This window comes from Bradyrhizobium mercantei (assembly GCF_001982635.1).
Classification (GTDB): Bacteria; Pseudomonadota; Alphaproteobacteria; order Rhizobiales; family Xanthobacteraceae; genus Bradyrhizobium; species Bradyrhizobium mercantei.
Map to the genome: position 1 here is coordinate 38,305 of NZ_MKFI01000003.1, position 16,109 is coordinate 54,413.

Consider the following 16,109-nt stretch of genomic DNA (forward strand, 5'->3'; position numbering starts at 1 on the left):
AGAGTGCTCGCATGAATTTGTCTCCCCGCGAAAAGGACAAGCTGCTGGTTTCGATGGCCGCCATGGTGGCGCGCCGCCGGCTCGAGCGCGGCGTCAAGCTGAACCATCCCGAGGCGATCGCGCTGATCACCGATTTCATCGTCGAGGGCGCGCGCGACGGCCGCACCGTCGCCGAGCTGATGCAGGCCGGTGCCAAGGTCCTGACCCGCGCGCAGGTGATGGATGGCATCCCGGAGATGATCCACGACATCCAGGTCGAGGCGACCTTCCCCGACGGCACCAAGCTCGTCACCGTGCACGAGCCGATCCGATAGGAGCGCGACATGATCCCCGGCGAACTCTTCATCAAGGACGGCGAGATCGAGCTCAATGCCGGCCGCAAGACCGTGACGCTGTCGGTCGCCAACACCGGTGACCGCCCGATCCAGGTCGGCTCGCACTACCATTTCTTCGAGACCAACCCGGCGCTGAAGTTCGACCGCAAGAAGGCCCGCGGCATGCGCCTCGACATCGCCGCCGGCACCGCCGTCCGCTTCGAGCCCGGCCAGACCCGCGACGTCCAGCTCGTCGCCCTTGCCGGCAAGCGGGTCGTCTACGGCTTCCGCGCCGAGGTGAAGGGGAAGCTGTGACGGATCGTGAGGTGAGCACACTGCGCAGGCTCCCTCCCCCACGCAACCGGGGTGTACCCCGGTTGCGCATCGTAGATTTGCGCAAGTCGGGCGAGCCCGACTTGCGTCGGGGGAGGGTTGGGGAGAGGGGTAAGCCCCAGGCTCCGGTTGAAGAGATGGTGCAATCTCTTTCAATCGACTCCGCGTGGGTTGCCGCCGTGTCACGCCCTGCAGCGGAGCAAGCGGCACCCCTCTCCCTAACCCTCTCCCGCAAGGGGAGAGGGAACTTGTCTGCCGGTGCCTCCCTCACGCTCAGGGCTGGGTGATCGATATGCCGCATACTCCGGTAAGCGACATCCAGCGCGATCGTGCCAAGCAGCTCCGCCGCTCCATGACGCGCGCGGAGACCTTGCTGTGGCGGCACCTGAAAGCTGATCGTCTCGCCGGTCTCAACTTCCGCCGCCAGGCGCCGATCGGCAACTACATCGCCGATTTCGTCGCGCATGGCTGCAAGCTCGTCGTCGAGGTCGACGGCGAGAGCCATGATTTCGAGGAGCGCGTCCGTCACGACGAGCGGCGGGATGCATGGCTCAAGTCGCGCGGCTATCGCGTCCTCCGTTTCACCAATGACGACGTGCTGAAGAATCTTGAAGGAGTCGTTCTCAGCATCGCGGAGGCGGCAGAGCAAGCGGCACCCCTCTCCCTAACCCTCCCCCGCAAGGGGGGAGGGAACCCTTCCGCCGGTGCGTCCCTTACATCTGACGTCGATGGTGAGGTGCAGCCGTGACGCACGCTCGAGCAGTTGCGATACGAGGTAAGGTGAGCACTCCCGTCAGGCTCCCTCCCCCCTTGCGGGGGAGGGTTGGGGAGAGGGGTAAGCCCGGGGCGCGAATCGAAGTCGTCTCTCGATCTCACGCCAATTGCGGTTGCGATCAAAAGGGAGGCTCGTAACCGATGCTTCCGCCGCTTCGCATGGTCTCCGAAGCCGCCGAGCTTGCCGCGCGCCGTCACAACGGAATGGCGCGCAAGGGGCGGGGCAGTGAGCCCTACATCAACCATCTCGCCGAGGTCGCAAACCTGCTCGCGCAGGTGACTGACGGTGCCGATGCGGAGCTGGTGGCTGCCGGGTGGCTGCATGACACCATCGAGGACACCGCGACCACGCGCGAAGAGCTCGCCGAGAGGTTCAGCGCCCGCGTGGCCGATCTCGTCGTCGAGTGCACCGACGACATGAGCTTGCCGAAGGCGGTGCGCCGGCGGAAGCAGATCGAGGACGCGCCGCACAAGTCGCCGGACGCGAAGCTGATCAAGATCGCCGACAAGGTCAGCAATATCGGCGCCCGGATCGTGCCGCAGCCAAGCAAGGATGAGCGCGACGATCTCGCCGACTATGCGGCCTGGGCCGACAAGGTCGTTGCCGGTTGCCGGGGCATCAATCCGCGGCTCGACCGCATTTTCGACGACACCATGGCGCGCGCCAAGGCCGCGCTGGCTGAAACTGGGGGCTGATATGTCCGTGAAGATCAAGCGTTCCGTCTATGCCGACATGTTCGGCCCGACCACCGGCGACAGGGTACGGCTCGCCGACACCGATCTGATCATCGAGGTCGAAAACGATCTCACCACCTATGGCGAGGAGGTGAAGTTCGGCGGCGGCAAGGTGATCCGCGACGGCATGGGGCAGTCGCAGGTGACCAACGCGCAGGGCGCGGCCGACACCGTGATCACCAACGCGCTGATCGTCGATCACTGGGGCATCGTGAAAGCCGACGTCGCGATCAAGGAAGGCATGATCGCCGCGATCGGCAAGGCCGGCAATCCCGACATCCAGCCCAACGTCACCATCGTGATCGGGCCCGGCACCGACGTCATCGCGGGCGAAGGCAAGATCCTCACCGCTGGTGGATTCGACAGCCACATCCATTTCATCTGTCCGCAGCAGATCGAGCACGCGCTGATGTCTGGCGTCACCTCGATGCTCGGCGGCGGTACCGGTCCGTCGCACGGCACCTTCGCCACCACCTGCACGCCCGGCCCGTGGCACATGGGGCGGATGATTCAGTCGTTCGACGCCTTCCCGGTCAATCTCGGCATATCCGGCAAGGGCAATGCGTCGCGCCCGGCGGCGCTGGTCGAGATGATCAAGGGCGGCGCCTGCGCGCTGAAGCTGCACGAGGACTGGGGCACCACGCCATCGGCGATCGACACCTGCCTGTCGGTGGCGGACGATTACGACGTCCAGGTCATGCTGCATTCGGACACGTTGAACGAATCCGGCTTCGTCGAGGACACGGTGAAGGCGTTCAAGGGCCGCACCATCCATGCCTTCCACACCGAAGGCGCCGGCGGCGGCCACGCGCCCGACATCATCAAGATTGCCGGCCTGAAGAACGTGCTGCCGTCCTCGACCAATCCGACCCGCCCGTTCACCCGCAACACCATCGACGAGCATCTGGACATGCTGATGGTGTGCCACCACCTCGATCCGTCGATCGCCGAGGACCTCGCCTTCGCCGAAAGCCGGATCCGCAAGGAGACCATTGCCGCCGAAGACATCCTGCATGATCTCGGCGCGCTCTCGATGATGTCGTCGGATTCGCAGGCGATGGGCCGGCTCGGCGAAGTCATCATCCGCACCTGGCAGACCGCCGACAAGATGAAGAAGCAGCGCGGTGCGCTGCCGCAGGACAAGGGCAACGACAACGACAATTTCCGCGTCAAGCGCTACATCGCCAAATACACCATCAATCCCGCTATCGCGCATGGCGTATCGAAGCTGATAGGTTCAGTTGAGAAAGGCAAGATGGCCGATCTCGTGCTGTGGTCGCCGGCGTTCTTCGGCGTCAAGCCGGATTGCATCATCAAGGGCGGCTCGATCGTGGCGGCGCCGATGGGCGATCCGAATGCCTCGATCCCGACGCCGCAGCCGGTGCACTACCGGCCGATGTTCGCCGCCTATGGCAAGGCGCTCACCGCGTCCTCGGTGGTGTTCACCTCGAAGGCCGCGGTCACCGGCGGCCTCGCCCGCAAGCTCGGCATCTCCAAGAAGCTCTACGCGGTGCAGAACACCCGCGGAAAGATTTCCAAGAAGAGCATGATCCATAACGATGCGACGCCCGAGATCGAGGTCGATCCGGAGACCTATGAGGTACGCGCAGATGGCGAGCTCCTGACCTGCGCGCCGGCCGAGGTGCTGCCCATGGCACAGCGCTATTTTATGTTCTAGAACCGGTCACCAGAGCGTTTTCGAGCGGCATCGATTTCCGGTTCACGGAAAGCAGGCGCGTCGAAACAAGACTCGAGACAAAAGAGAAAACCGGGAGGAATTTCCGTGATTTACGTCGTTGCCACGCTGACCATCAAGCCCGAGACCCGCGCCGAATTCATCGCCGCGGCGACGGCCTGCATCAAGGAAACCCGCAAGGAGCCCGGCAACATCGCCTATGACCTCCATGAGAGCGTCACCGACCACAGCAAGATGGTGTTCGTCGAGCAGTGGGAGAACGCCGAGGCACTGGTGCCGCATCGTACTGCCGAGCACATGAAGACGTTCGGCCGGGTCGCGGTGAAGTGCATGGCCGCGCCGCCGAAGATCGAGGTGATCACGCCCGAGAAGGTCGACGTCCGCTAATAAAAACAACAATGGGAGAAACAGCATGATCTATGTGATCGCGACCACGCCGATGAAGCCGGAGAACAAGGACGACTTCATCAGGGGGCACAAGGCCTGCATCGCCGAGACCCACAAGGAGAAGGGCTGCCTCTCCTATGAGGGTCATGTCAGCGTCAACGATCCCAATCTGTATGTGGTGGTGGAGCGTTGGGAGACCCGCGACGACCTCACCGCGCACAGCAAGGCGCCGCACATGAAGGTGTGGCGCGAATATTCCGCCGACATGAAAACCGGGCCGACGGTGATCGAGATCATCAGCGACGGCAAGGTTCAGAAGCTCTAACGCGTCCACATGAAGGGTTCGATGATCCGCGCAACCAAGGTTCTGGGCCAGCATCGCTGGAAGGAAGCTGCAGCCGACACCGTCGTGCTCGATTTCGACGACCGGCACCGGCGGCGGATGGCCATGACCGGGACGCGCGGGCTCGAATTCCTGCTTGATCTCGAAACCGCCGTCGCGCTGCGCGGCGGCGATGCGCTGGTGCTGGAGGACGGCCGCCTCATCGAGGTGGTCGCGGCTGCCGAGCCGCTCGCCGAAATCCGCGGCAGCGATCCGCATCATCTGATCCGGGTCGCCTGGCATCTCGGCAACCGCCATCTGCCGACGCAGATCATGCCGAAGGGCCTGCGCATCCGCAGGGATCATGTGATCGAGGCGATGGTGAAGGGCTTGGGCGCCCGCGTCATCGAGATCGAGGCACCGTTCGATCCCGAAGGGGGTGCCTATGCCGAGCACGCGCATGCCGACACGCACGCGCATGGTCACACCGGGCACGATCACGCCCACAGCCATGCGCATGATCACGGTCACCACCGCGATCATGATCATGACCATCATCATGGGCATGACCACGACCATCACCATCATCACCATGATGAGCATTGCGACCATGCCCATCATCACCACGACCACTCCCATGCTCATGACCACAAATGAGCCTGATCCCGCCGCGATGCGCGGCGGGATGGCGGAGGACGAGGCGGCTGCGCTGTACCGGCTGATGACGTGGCTGTCGCCGTCCTTTCCGGTCGGCGCGTTCGCTTATTCCAGCGGCATCGAATGGGCGGTCGAGGCCGGCGACATCGCCGATGCCGCATCGCTGCGGGGCTGGCTCGCCGCGATGCTCAGCGACGGCAGCGGATTTTGCGACGCCGTGTTTCTCGCGCAGAGTTTTCGCGCGGCGACGGAGCAAGACCACGCCGGGCTGAAGCAGATCGCCGAACTCGCCGCCGCCTTCGTGCCGTCGCGTGAACGGCAGCTCGAGACCACGACACAGGGGCGCGCGTTCATCGAGATTTCTCGGGCGGCCTGGAATTCGCCCGGCCTCGACGCGATGATTGCGGCTTGCGAGGGCGCGATCGTCTACCCGGTCGCGGTCGGCCTGGTCAGCGCCGCGCATGGCATCCGGCTGGCGCCGTCACTGCACGCCTTCCTGCATGCCGTGGTCTCGAACTGGATTTCTGCAGGCGCCCGGCTGATCCCGCTCGGGCAGACCGACAGCCAGCGCGTGCTGGCCGATCTCGAGCCGGCCGTGGCCGCGACCGCAGCGCGGGCCGATGCGGCGTCGCTCGACGATCTCGGCAGCGCGACCTTTCGGGCCGATCTCGCCAGCCTGCGTCACGAAACGCAGTACACGCGGCTGTTCCGGTCATGATGCGCCTCACCATCCCCGCGTCGTCCCTGCTCCCGTGCGCAATTGCGCACTAGGCAGGGACGACGATAAGAGAGAGCTTCTCACATGCCCACTTCACACGGCCCACTCCGCGTCGGCGTCGGCGGTCCGGTCGGCTCCGGCAAGACCGCGCTGATGGATCTGCTCTGCAAGTCGATGCGCGAGCGCTACGACATCGCGGCGATCACCAACGATATCTACACCAAATGGGACGCCGAATTCCTGGTGCGCTCGGGATCGCTGACGCCGGACCGCATCGCCGGCGTCGAGACCGGCGGCTGCCCGCATACCGCGATCCGCGAGGACGCCTCGATGAATCTCGCGGCGGTCGCCGATATGCGGGCCAAATTCCCCGATCTCGATTTGGTGCTGATCGAATCCGGCGGCGACAATCTGGCGGCGACCTTCTCGCCTGAGCTGGCCGACCTGACGATCTACGTCATCGACGTCGCCGCCGGCGACAAGATCCCCTCCAAGGGCGGCCCGGGCATCACGCGATCCGACCTCTTGGTGATCAACAAGATCGACCTCGCGCCCCATGTCGGTGCGTCGCTCGAGAAGATGGATACCGACGCCCGGCGGATGCGCGGCGAGCGGCCCTTCGTGATGACCAACCTGAAGAAGAGCGACGGCCTCGACCGCATCATCAGCTTCATCGAGACCAAGGGCGGCCTTCGGTCGCAGGGCGGAGGCAAGGCGGGCGGCCGTTAATCATTGTGGCGGACCACCAAGTGCCGGTCCCGTCATCCTGAGGTGCGAGCCTCTTCGGCGAGCCTCGAAGGATGAATCGGCCACGAGCCTGGCCGTTCATCCTTCGAGGCTCGCTCCGCTCGCACGTCAGGATGACGGGATAGCCGCTTCGCAGGATCGTGGCCGCCGCAAAAAAGCTGCGCAATCGCCGGAACATTTTCCAACTTTGACGATTAGCAACCTTTGGCGCCGCCAAAGACCGCCGGGTGGCGTCGTTAATGTTGCCGACCGGCTCCTGTTGCGTACGGATGATCGCTATTCCATATTCCTTTGCGGCTGGCGTTCTTCGCACCCTGATCTGTCGCCGCCCCCGCAGAAGCCAGATGCCGACCGTCCCCTTTCGCCACCCCCTGATTGCCGAGTAAGCGTGTGGTTCGACTGGGCTTCATCGTTGCGTTGATTGCGCTGATCGGGGTCCTGCTCTCCGGTCTTGCGGCCTATCGGGTGCACGATCAGGAGCTCGCGATCGACGGCATCGCGCTGGCCCGGGCGATCGACGTCCATGCCAGCCTGGTGCAGGACCGGCTGACCGAGCGCGAACTGCTGGCGCGGGTGGCCTCGGGTCTGTTCCGGACACCGTCGATGGTGAAGGCCAACATGCTGCAGCCGCTGCGCTCGGCGATCTACGCCTTCAAGACTGACTTCGTCGTCGCCGCCTGGATCGCGCGGCTCAAGCCGAACGAGCTGACGGCGGCCGAGGCCGAGCTGAAGGCCGCCGGCTTCACCAATCCCTCGATCCGCGATTTCGATGATCAGCCGCTCGACATCAAGGCGCTCGACAAGCCGATCAATGTGCTGATGGACGTCGAGCCGCGCAATCCGGAGACCCTCAGCATCCCGGGCCGCGCCTTCGACCGCCATTCGGTGGTCGGCCCGATGCTGGCGCGGGCGATGGCGAACGCCAAGCCGGTGGCCTCGGACCCGGTGCCGCTGTTGCGGCAGAACGGCCCGGTCGGGGTCGTGCTCGCCGCGCCGGTGTTCCAGGAAGGCGCCTCCGAGCCGGCCGGCTTCATCACCTTCTCCTATGAACTGTCGTCGCTGATGCTGACCAATGACGACACTTCGCTGTTCGCGGTGGCGCTGAAGGATCCGCGCGATTCCAACGACGAGTTCACCGCCAACGAACAGGGCATCGTCACCTCGCGCGCGGTGCGCCAGGATGGCCCGACGCCCTCGATGGTCCGCACCGTGACGTTCGGCGGCCGTGACTGGTCGCTGGACTATTACGCCAAGAGCAATGCCACGGTGCGGGCGCAGCAGACCGCGACCATCGTCGCGGCGATCGGGCTGGCGCTGACCGGCATCGTCTGCGGCCTGTTCGGCTATGTCGCCTACAACAACCTTCGTCTCAGCCGCGAGATCGAGGTGCGGATCGGTTTCGAGCGCCGGCTGACGGCTGTCATCGACGAGCTCAACCATCGGGTCAAGAACATCCTCGCGGTGATCCAGTCGATCGTGACCCGCACGCTGCGGCACGGCGCCGATATCGATGTCGCGCGCGAGCTGTTGATCGGGCGCATCCATGCGATGTCGAACGTCGTCACGCTGCTCAGCGAGAGCCAGTGGCAGGGCGTCAAGCTGAAGGGCCTGTTCGAATCGCGCTCGATCCCGCATGCCGACCGCATCGCGGTGAACGGTCCCGACATCACCGTGAGCGCGCGCGCCGCGCAATCGCTGTCGCTGTTGTTCTTCGAGCTCGCCTCGCACTCCGACGAAGGGCTGTCGCTGGTCGGCAAGCATCCGCACATCGTCGCCAATTGGGAGGTCGCGGGCGACAATGCCGACGCGGTCTTCCACTTCCGCTGGGAGGAATTCAACACCAGCCAGGCGACGCGGCGGGCCGACAGTGACTTCGGCCTGATCCTGCTCGACCGCGTCGCGCCCGAAGCGCTCGGCGGCACCGCGAAGCGCTACTTCACCGACGTCTCCTACGTCTATGAGCTGACCGCGCCGATGGACACCGTGGTCGACATGACCGAGCGCGACCGCACCGAGCAGTTCTCCGCGCCGCTGCGTCCGGTGAAGAAGTAGCGGCTCGCATCCGCTACAGGTTGTGCGGCTCCGTAACTGCGCGGATTGATCGTATTCACGCTTTTGGGAATACGCGGGCCCCATTCCCCGACCGACGCCCGGTATCCGTAATAACCCGCAACCGAGCGTTAAAACTTCGTTGAACATGCTTCGGCATATACCGAGCAGGATACCGTCTGAGGACCCCGATGAGGCTTTGGGTCAGCCTGACCTTGCTCGCGGCAGTTTTGCCGGTAGGGCTGTCGCTTGCCTTGACCCCGGCGACGGCGCCGAGCGACCCTGCGACAATCCGTGCCAGCTATCGCCGCCCGGACGTCATTCCCTTCCCGAGCAGCAATCCCTATTCGGAGGCGAAATCCGCGCTTGGGCAGATGCTGTTCTTCGATCCGCTGCTGTCGCGGTCCAAGACGCACGCCTGTGCGAGCTGCCACAAGCCGAGCCTGTCCTGGGCCGACGGCCTCCCGCGCGCCATCGGTGAGGATCCGAAGGGCCTGCCGATCCGCTCGCCGACATTGATCGACGTGGCCTTCTTCGAACCGCTGGGATGGGACGGCAAGTTCAAGGATCTCGAATCCGTCGCGTTCGGGCCGATCCTGAGCCCGATGAACCTGAACATGACCGAGCCGGAGTTGATCGCGCGTCTTGCGGCGATCCCAGGCTATGTCGACGCATTCGACCACGCCTTTGGCGACGGCGCGATCACGCGGCCGCGGATCGAGCAGGCGCTCGCGACCTTCGAGCGCTCCATCGTTGCCGGCGAGGCGCCGTTCGACCGCTGGATCAAGGGCGACGACAGCGCGATCAGTGCGTCAGCCAAGCAGGGCTTCGAGCTCTTCAACGGCAAGGGGCGCTGCGCGTCCTGCCACAGCGGCCCGTCATTCTCCGACGGATCCTTCCAGGATATCGGCACGGCCAAGGGGCATGACATCGGGCGTGGCCGTTTCTTTCCGACGTCGGCGAAGCTGAAATATGCGTTCAAGACGCCGACATTGCGCGACGTCGCGCGCCGTGCGCCCTATATGCACGACGGATCGGTCGCAACGCTGGAAGATGTCATCGAGCTCTACAACAGGGGCGGGATCGAGCGGCCGAGCCGGTCGCCCGACATCAAGCCGCTGTCTCTGACGGCAGACGAGAAGAAGGACCTGATCGCCTTCCTGCAAACCCTGACCGCCACGGCCCCGCCGGTGGCGGGGGTCCCCAAATTGCCGCGCTGAGCACAGCGCAACAGGCTGACGGGAGCAACGCTGTTTCGGACAAGGGCTCGTCAGGCGAGGTGCGGCAGCGCGGCGCCGAGAAGGCCAAGCCCGACGAGCAGGAATGCGCCGGCGCAGGTCTCCAGGGTCGCGGTGCGCGACGGGAACGATTTGGTCACGTGGGCGAGGGCCGACCCCACCCCGATACTGACGACGCTCAACACTCCGAACATTTAACCGGCCTCCCGATCCGATTTGTCCGGGTTTCACTACGCGAGCTGAATTGAGCTCCCGTGCGAGAATTAGCTAAAATTTGATGGAACCGGCTGTAAGGACTGAAAAAAGGGACAGGCTGAGGGCCCCCCGTCACGATTAACCACAATGCAACCACGGGATGTCCCGGGGCAGGCGCAAAGCATAAAATTTGATATAAGTTAAACAAGTCCTTTAAGTGTGTGTGGGCGGTTGGTTCGATGTTTAGTGGGCAGGAGCGAAAGGCCGGCTCGGCTGTGCGCTCCTTTTTCGCCACGTGCCTTGCAGCGGTTTTGTTTTGCGTAACAGCCGCGCGCAGTGCCGAGGCGCATGTCAAATGGTTCTGTGCTTACGATGTCGCCGGCCAGCCCCGCGGACTCGAAAACGTCCTTTGCCTCGACTTTGAACTGCTGCTCGGCGTCGCCGTGTTCTGGCTGTTTGCGGGCTGCGTGATCGAGCCGACATCACTTGGTGATGCGACGATCCGCGTGCTGGACCGCGTCACCGCTGGACTGCGGCTGCACACCGAAACGATGATGCGCGCGGTCGCCGCGTTCTTCTTCATCTCGATCTGGGCCGTGGGCGGGATCCTGCTGACACCCGAATTGAAGACGTCGTCGCCCTATGTGGGCGCGCTGCAACTGGCGATCGCCGCCGGGATGCTGTCGCGGCGCACGCTGCCGCTGTCGGCCGCGGGGATGGCGATCCTGTTCGGGATCGGCGTCCGCGGCTACGGGGTTTTCCATCTCGCCGATTACCCTATTTTTCTCGGTGTTGCTGCCTATTTCGCGCTTGTCGGGCTGAACAAGGACCTGTTCGGAATCCGGCCGATCGACGTGATGCGGTATGCCGCGGCCGTGACGTTGATGTGGGCCTCGATCGAAAAATGGGCCTATCCGGAATGGAGCTTCCCGCTCCTGATCGAGCATGCCTCGATGACGCTCGGCTTCGACAATGAGTTCTACATGCGCGCTGCCGGCATGGTGGAATTCACCCTTGCCTTTGCCTTGATCTGGACGCCGCTGATCCGGCGCTGCGCCGCCGCCGTGCTGACCGGGATGTTCATCAGCGCGTGCTTCGAATTCGGCAAGATCGACACCATCGGACACTCGGCGATCATCGCCGTGCTGCTCGCGATCGTCGCCGACAACAAGGTGCTGTCGCGCGACCGCCGCGCCCCGTGGCTTGCCCCGGTCGCGCTCTGTGCCGCGCTGACGGTGACGTTGTTCGTCTACTATTTCGGCCACGCCGCGCTGTTCAAGACGACGGTCCTTTGAGATCGTCGCGGGCGCGAGGGGCAGGCTATTTGGCGACGTGGACGGCGAGCTTCATCTTCGGATGAATGCCGCACAGCACGGTGAAGTCGCCCGGGACCGAAAAGGTGACGTCGAATTTGCTGCCCGGCTGCTGGTCGCCCGAGTCGAAACTGAACGTATCGGTGCTCAAATAAGCGTGATGCAGCAGTTCGCCGTCATCGTTAACGAACCGTAAAATCTCGCCGCGCTTGATCGAGATCTCCGCCGGCTTGAATTCGCGATCCTTCTGCGAAATGACATAGGGACCGGCCCCCAGAGCCGCTCCGGCTAGCGCTCCCGTGACAATCGCGGCCGCTAAAGGCACGCGGCCGAACTGGCCGAGGCGCAGGACGCGCAACAAGCCTGACTGCATGAGACCCCCGCTTGGAACTCCAACCCCGGCTACTCTAGCGTGCAATTGGTGCGTTCCGAATTACCTGTGAGGCCGATTATCGCCAGCTGATCTTAACGATTTCAGCATGAGTTCCAGTCACTACTAATGCAATTTTGAGCAGACAGTCATTTTCCGCAAGCGCTGCGCGTTTCTGCGTAGCTTGAGTATCGAGCACTACGGCGAAACGCGGGCATGGATAGCCTATTGGGCAACCTCAAAGTGAAGAGCGGTGCAGCCTTTCGGTTCGCAACCGGCAGGCTTTCGCGCCTTGCCCTGACCAAGGGTTCGATCCGCACCCAGATCCTGATCTTTTGCCTTGCGATGAGCGCCGTTGCGGTGGCGCTGGGCGGCTACTCCATTCTCGGCATCCGCCATGCCGGCGATCTGGTGGCGAAGACGTTCGACGAATCCCTGATGTCGATCAACTACGCCCGCGCGGCCGGCGCAGACTTCGCCTCGATGCGGGTCGCCTCGTCGCAGCGCCTGCTGACCACGGATCCGGAGATCCGTGCCGGCCTCGACAGCCAGATCGAAAAGCTCGCGAAGACGCTGTCGGAAGATCTGACGATCGCCGCCGACCGGTCGCAGTCGTCGCGGGCCGCGCAAGCCGCCGCCAAGGTCCAGGAAGCCGCCGACGCCTGGATGGCGCTGCATCGCCGTGCGATCGAAACGTCCCAGGAGGGCGTTCCGGCGGCTGATCAGCATGCATCGGGTGCGACCGTCGGCGACGTCGATCGCTACTCCAAGATCGTCAGCCAGCAGGTCGAACTGCTGGTCAATTACACGGCCGGCGACGGCTTTCTATTCCGGCAGAAGGCGCTCTCGACGATCAAGCGCGATTTGCAGCTCAACGTCGCAGGGCTGACCGTCGCGCTGTTCCTGTCGGCGCTGTTCTCGTGGCTGCTGGCGCGCCGCATCATCGGGCCGGTCGCCATTGCATCGCGGGCGGCGCGGAGCATCGCCGGCGGCGACCTCGACGCCACCGTCCCCAAGGGTGGCACCGACGAGCTGGGTACGCTTCTGACCGCCATGGAAACCATGCGCGACAACATCAGGCGGATGGTCGATCAGGAAGTCTCGCAGCGCCGTTCGGCGCAGGCGCGGCTGTCCGATGCGCTCGAAACGTCGCGTGAGGGCGTCGTGCTGCTCGATGCCGACGGCCAGATCGCGCTGGCCAATTCGCGTGCCAGTGAATTCATCCGTCTCTCGCCGCAGCTGCTGCGCTCGGACCGGCTCGATGCCCCGAGCCTGGCGCCGGCCGACGGCGACATCGATGGCTTCGCGAGCGAGGCGCAGCTTTCCGACGGACGCTGGCTGCGCGTCAGCCGCAGCGAGACCCAGGAGGGCGGCGTCGTCCTCGTCTACAGCGACATCTCCGCGCTCAAGCAGCAGAAGGCGGAGCTGCATGAAACCAATTTGCGGCTGGACGCGGCGCTCACCCATATGTCGCAGGGGCTGTGCCTCTACAACAGCGAGGCGCGGCTGCAGGTCGCCAACCGTCGGTTCTGCGAGATCTTCGATATTTCGCCGGAGCTCGTCGTTCCCGGAATGACCATGGAGGACGTGCTCGGCCTGAGCGTTGCCGCCGGCAATCATGGTGACCGGACCGTCGCCGATCTGCTGGCGGAGCGCGAACGATCGATGGCCCAGCACGAGGGCAATTATCTGCAGCATCTCAGCGATGGCAGGATCATCGCCATCGCGCAGCGGCCGACGACCGACGGCGGCTGGCTCGTCACCTGCGAGGATGTCACCGAGCAGCAGCGGGCCGAGTCGCAGATCGCGTTCATGGCCCGGCATGACGCCCTGACCAAGTTGCCGAACCGGACGTTGCTGGCCGAACGGATCGAGCTGGCGGTCGCCCAGGTCGGCCGCGGACTGGGCTTCGCGGTGTTCTGCCTCGACCTCGATAATTTCAAGCAGGTCAACGATACGCTCGGGCATCCGGTCGGCGACGAATTGCTCTGTGCGGTCGCGGACCGCCTCAACGCCTGCGTCCGCGAGGTCGACACTGTCGCGCGTCTGGGCGGCGACGAGTTCGCGGTGATCCAGTGCGGCGTGCAGGGCGGTGAGGAGGCCGAGCGCCTCGCGCGCCGTATCGTGGAGTGCGTCGGCGCTCCCTACGAGCTGAACGGGCATCGCGTCGTGGTCGGGTGCAGCGTCGGCATCTCGATGTCGCCGGTCGACGGCACCACCGGCGAGAAGCTCCTGAAGAATGCCGACGTCGCGTTGTACCGCGCCAAGATGGAAGGCCGGGGCACCTGGCGCTTCTTCGAGCCCGCGATGGACGCCAGCCTGCAGCGGCGCCGCGCGATCGAGCTCGACCTTCGCGAGGCGATGGCCAAGGACGAGTTCTCGCTGTTCTACCAGCCGCTCTACGATCTCCATCTCGACCGCATCTGCGGTTTCGAGGCGCTGCTGCGCTGGCATCATCCCAAGCGCGGGCTGGTGCCGCCGGACCAGTTCATCCCGATCGCGGAAGAGATCGGCCTGATCGGTCCGTTGGGAGAATGGGTGCTCGACCGCGCCTGCGAGCAGGCCGTCACCTGGCCCAGCGAGATGAAGCTCGCGGTCAACGTGTCCGCGGTCCAGTTCCGTGATCCCGACTTCATCGACGTCGTGGTCAACGCGCTCGCGGCGTCAAAACTGTCGCCGCGCCGGCTGGAGCTCGAAATCACCGAGTCGGTCTTCCTCGCCAACAGTACCGAGACGCTTGCAACCTTGCACAAGCTCAAGGCGCAGGGCGTGCGCATCGCGCTGGACGATTTCGGCACCGGCTATTCGTCGCTGAGCTATCTGCGCAGCTTCCCGTTCGACAAGCTCAAGATCGACAAGTCCTTCGTGCGCGACGCGACCGCGACGCACGGATCGAAATCGATCGTTCGTGCCGTGATCAGCCTCGGCCGAAGCCTCGGCATGACCACGATCGCGGAGGGCATCGAGACCGTCGAGCAGCTCGATCACATGCGGGCCGAAGGCTGCAACGAGGCCCAGGGCTTCCTGCTCAGTCATCCGGTCCCGGTAACCGAAATCGCAGCCAAGATCCTCGAATTGAGAAACGGCTTCAAGCCGCCCGCCACCAAGAAGGCGATGGCGAGCTAGGCCCAAGGATCGAGCGCGTAGAGCGGGTAGATCGGTCGCGTGAATGTGACCGCTTTCTTCCCAAGCAAAAAGGCGGCCCAATCAGGAGGCCGCCTCTTGTGTTTTCAGTGGCGCTCGCGCCTATCCGCCATTGCCGCCGATCACGGCGCGCACCGTGTTGTCGGGGCCGAAATCCTCGGCGCTGTCGACATAGAGCAGCGCGGAGAGCTTCGATCGCGCACGGTTGACGCGGCTCTTGATGGTGCCGACCGCGCAGCCGCAGATCGCCGCCGCATCCTCGTAGGAAAAGCCGGAGGCACCAACCAGGATCAGCGCCTCGCGCTGGTCCTGCGGCAGCTTTTCGAGCGCCGCGCGGAATTCCTCGAACTCCAGATGCGCGGCTTGCGACGGCTGGCTCTTCAGCGTCTTGGCATAATTGCCCTCGGCGTCCTCCACCTCGCGCCGCCGCTTCCGGTAGTCGGAGCGAAACAGGTTGCGCAGGATGGTGAACAGCCACGCAGGCAGGTTCGAGCCGGGCTGGAACGAGTCGATGTTGGCGATCGCGCGCAGCAGGGTCTCCTGCACCAGATCGTCGGCGCGGTCACCATTACCCGACAGCGAGATCGCGAACGCGCGCAGGCTCGGGACCGACGCCAGGATGTCGTCGCGAAGTTCATTCGTGAGAGGCATTAGTCCCCTCCATTGTTCTTGTCGGTATCGCCCCCGGCCACGGCCGCCGCGGCGGCCTCGGGCCCGTCGAGTTTGCGGATCAGCTCCGCAAAGCGGTCGGGCACCCCCTGTCGCACCACATCGTCGTACATGGCGCGCAGCTGGTGGCCGATTCTCGATTGAATCTCGGCGTTGAGACCGCCCTGCTTCTTTACTTCCTTCATGATCTGATCCACGCTTCCCCGGGAGTTAAGTCTCTGATTTCCAAGATGTTTCCTCGAAAAAAGAGGCTGGCCGCGTTGCCTCGTCGGTCAGGAGCTAATGCAAAGTTGCGCAGAAAGTTCCGGAAGGCTGGAACTATTTCGTGGAACTTTTTCGGCTTTCGCGCGTAGTCGGGCATGCAGGGGAACCGGGGTCGCCCCAGAAACTGGATTCTTTACGCTGGATTCTGTCGCCCCCAGACAACGGGTTTCAGGCCGCCAGGCCC

Annotated in this window: 18 protein-coding genes; 14 read left to right on the plus strand and 4 right to left on the minus strand. The window is 64.3% G+C overall.

Features of this window, described 5'->3' with window-relative positions; genetic code table 11:
* The first annotated feature begins 11 nt into the window (after positions 1-11).
* The 12 genes from BI327_RS13705 to BI327_RS13760 all read left to right on the plus strand — a co-directional run bounded on the left by BI327_RS13705 (position 12) and on the right by BI327_RS13760 (position 9,952).
* On the plus strand, positions 12-314 hold the full coding sequence (locus BI327_RS13705) for an urease subunit gamma (protein ID WP_050387204.1): 303 nt from the start codon (positions 12-14) through the stop codon (positions 312-314).
* 9 nt (positions 315-323) lie between these two features.
* Positions 324-629, plus strand: coding sequence for an urease subunit beta (locus BI327_RS13710; RefSeq protein WP_076860840.1), 306 nt, complete (start codon positions 324-326; stop codon positions 627-629).
* A 310-nt stretch (positions 630-939) separates the two neighbouring features.
* Positions 940-1,395 carry an endonuclease domain-containing protein gene (locus BI327_RS13715; protein ID WP_076860841.1) on the plus strand — a complete coding sequence of 152 codons (456 nt, stop codon included), beginning with the start codon at positions 940-942 and terminating at the stop codon, positions 1,393-1,395.
* Between the two features lie 167 nt (positions 1,396-1,562).
* Positions 1,563-2,117 carry an HD domain-containing protein gene (locus BI327_RS13720; RefSeq protein ID WP_076860842.1) on the plus strand — a complete coding sequence of 185 codons (555 nt, stop codon included), beginning with the start codon at positions 1,563-1,565 and terminating at the stop codon, positions 2,115-2,117.
* Position 2,118: 1 nt separating this feature from the next.
* Positions 2,119-3,834, plus strand: coding sequence for an urease subunit alpha (gene ureC / locus BI327_RS13725; RefSeq protein ID WP_076860843.1), 1,716 nt, complete (start codon positions 2,119-2,121; stop codon positions 3,832-3,834).
* Positions 3,835-3,939: 105 nt separating this feature from the next.
* Positions 3,940-4,239: a putative quinol monooxygenase gene (locus BI327_RS13730; protein ID WP_024581875.1), complete on the plus strand. Its 300-nt coding sequence runs from the start codon at positions 3,940-3,942 to the stop codon at positions 4,237-4,239.
* A 25-nt stretch (positions 4,240-4,264) separates the two neighbouring features.
* Positions 4,265-4,564, plus strand: coding sequence for a putative quinol monooxygenase (locus BI327_RS13735; RefSeq protein WP_050628287.1), 300 nt, complete (start codon positions 4,265-4,267; stop codon positions 4,562-4,564).
* A 21-nt stretch (positions 4,565-4,585) separates the two neighbouring features.
* Positions 4,586-5,218, plus strand: a complete 633-nt coding sequence (locus BI327_RS13740; protein WP_076862114.1) for an urease accessory protein UreE — start codon at positions 4,586-4,588, stop codon at positions 5,216-5,218.
* Positions 5,199-5,936 carry an urease accessory protein UreF gene (locus BI327_RS13745; RefSeq protein WP_076860844.1) on the plus strand — a complete coding sequence of 246 codons (738 nt, stop codon included), beginning with the start codon at positions 5,199-5,201 and terminating at the stop codon, positions 5,934-5,936. The genes BI327_RS13740 and BI327_RS13745 overlap by 20 nt, the downstream gene beginning before the upstream one ends.
* Positions 5,937-6,020: 84 nt before the next feature.
* Positions 6,021-6,665 (plus strand): urease accessory protein UreG, encoded by a 645-nt coding sequence (gene ureG / locus BI327_RS13750; protein WP_076860845.1) that lies wholly within the window; start codon positions 6,021-6,023, stop codon positions 6,663-6,665.
* A 408-nt stretch (positions 6,666-7,073) separates the two neighbouring features.
* Complete coding sequence (locus BI327_RS13755) at positions 7,074-8,735, plus strand: CHASE domain-containing protein (protein ID WP_076860846.1); 1,662 nt, start codon at positions 7,074-7,076, stop codon at positions 8,733-8,735.
* 188 nt (positions 8,736-8,923) lie between these two features.
* A complete protein-coding gene (locus tag BI327_RS13760) occupies positions 8,924-9,952 on the plus strand; it encodes a cytochrome-c peroxidase (protein WP_076860847.1) in 1,029 nt (342 codons plus the stop codon).
* 50 nt (positions 9,953-10,002) lie between these two features.
* On the opposite strand, the gene BI327_RS42300 is transcribed toward BI327_RS13760, so the two are convergent.
* Entirely contained in the window at positions 10,003-10,164 is a 162-nt protein-coding gene (locus tag BI327_RS42300; protein WP_159450445.1) for a hypothetical protein, read from the minus strand.
* Positions 10,165-10,476: 312 nt separating this feature from the next.
* On the opposite strand from BI327_RS42300, the gene BI327_RS13765 reads away from it, so the two are divergent.
* A complete protein-coding gene (locus BI327_RS13765; protein ID WP_076860848.1) occupies positions 10,477-11,460 on the plus strand; it encodes a hypothetical protein in 984 nt (327 codons plus the stop codon).
* 25 nt (positions 11,461-11,485) lie between these two features.
* Here the strand turns inward: BI327_RS13765 and BI327_RS13770 are convergent, their stop codons facing one another.
* Positions 11,486-11,851, minus strand: coding sequence for a methylamine utilization protein (locus tag BI327_RS13770; protein ID WP_083742070.1), 366 nt, complete (start codon positions 11,849-11,851; stop codon positions 11,486-11,488).
* Positions 11,852-12,064: 213 nt separating this feature from the next.
* On the opposite strand from BI327_RS13770, the gene BI327_RS13775 reads away from it, so the two are divergent.
* Positions 12,065-14,974: an EAL domain-containing protein gene (locus tag BI327_RS13775; RefSeq protein WP_076860849.1), complete on the plus strand. Its 2,910-nt coding sequence runs from the start codon at positions 12,065-12,067 to the stop codon at positions 14,972-14,974.
* Between the two features lie 120 nt (positions 14,975-15,094).
* Here the strand turns inward: BI327_RS13775 and BI327_RS13780 are convergent, their stop codons facing one another.
* Positions 15,095-15,643 carry a sigma-70 family RNA polymerase sigma factor gene (locus tag BI327_RS13780; protein ID WP_016847265.1) on the minus strand — a complete coding sequence of 183 codons (549 nt, stop codon included), beginning with the start codon at positions 15,641-15,643 and terminating at the stop codon, positions 15,095-15,097.
* Complete coding sequence (locus tag BI327_RS13785) at positions 15,643-15,846, minus strand: NepR family anti-sigma factor (RefSeq protein WP_018269610.1); 204 nt, start codon at positions 15,844-15,846, stop codon at positions 15,643-15,645. The genes BI327_RS13780 and BI327_RS13785 overlap by 1 nt, the downstream gene beginning before the upstream one ends.
* Positions 15,847-16,109 lie beyond the last annotated feature (263 nt).

Bases quoted from the DNA above. Each gene is read 5' to 3' on its own strand.
- BI327_RS13705 (WP_050387204.1), top strand. From the start codon at position 12: ATGAATTTGTCTCCCCGCGAAAAGGACAAGCTGCTGGTTTCGATGGCC.
- BI327_RS13710 (WP_076860840.1), top strand. From the start codon at position 324: ATGATCCCCGGCGAACTCTTCATCAAGGACGGCGAGATCGAGCTCAAT.
- BI327_RS13715 (WP_076860841.1), top strand. From the start codon at position 940: ATGCCGCATACTCCGGTAAGCGACATCCAGCGCGATCGTGCCAAGCAG.
- BI327_RS13720 (WP_076860842.1), top strand. From the start codon at position 1,563: ATGCTTCCGCCGCTTCGCATGGTCTCCGAAGCCGCCGAGCTTGCCGCG.
- ureC (WP_076860843.1), top strand. From the start codon at position 2,119: ATGTCCGTGAAGATCAAGCGTTCCGTCTATGCCGACATGTTCGGCCCG.
- BI327_RS13735 (WP_050628287.1), top strand. From the start codon at position 4,265: ATGATCTATGTGATCGCGACCACGCCGATGAAGCCGGAGAACAAGGAC.
- BI327_RS13740 (WP_076862114.1), top strand. From the start codon at position 4,586: ATGATCCGCGCAACCAAGGTTCTGGGCCAGCATCGCTGGAAGGAAGCT.
- BI327_RS13745 (WP_076860844.1), top strand. From the start codon at position 5,199: ATGCTCATGACCACAAATGAGCCTGATCCCGCCGCGATGCGCGGCGGG.
- ureG (WP_076860845.1), top strand. From the start codon at position 6,021: ATGCCCACTTCACACGGCCCACTCCGCGTCGGCGTCGGCGGTCCGGTC.
- BI327_RS13760 (WP_076860847.1), top strand. From the start codon at position 8,924: ATGAGGCTTTGGGTCAGCCTGACCTTGCTCGCGGCAGTTTTGCCGGTA.
- BI327_RS42300 (WP_159450445.1), bottom strand. From the start codon at position 10,164: ATGTTCGGAGTGTTGAGCGTCGTCAGTATCGGGGTGGGGTCGGCCCTC.
- BI327_RS13770 (WP_083742070.1), bottom strand. From the start codon at position 11,851: ATGCAGTCAGGCTTGTTGCGCGTCCTGCGCCTCGGCCAGTTCGGCCGC.
- BI327_RS13775 (WP_076860849.1), top strand. From the start codon at position 12,065: ATGGATAGCCTATTGGGCAACCTCAAAGTGAAGAGCGGTGCAGCCTTT.
- BI327_RS13780 (WP_016847265.1), bottom strand. From the start codon at position 15,643: ATGCCTCTCACGAATGAACTTCGCGACGACATCCTGGCGTCGGTCCCG.
- BI327_RS13785 (WP_018269610.1), bottom strand. From the start codon at position 15,846: ATGAAGGAAGTAAAGAAGCAGGGCGGTCTCAACGCCGAGATTCAATCG.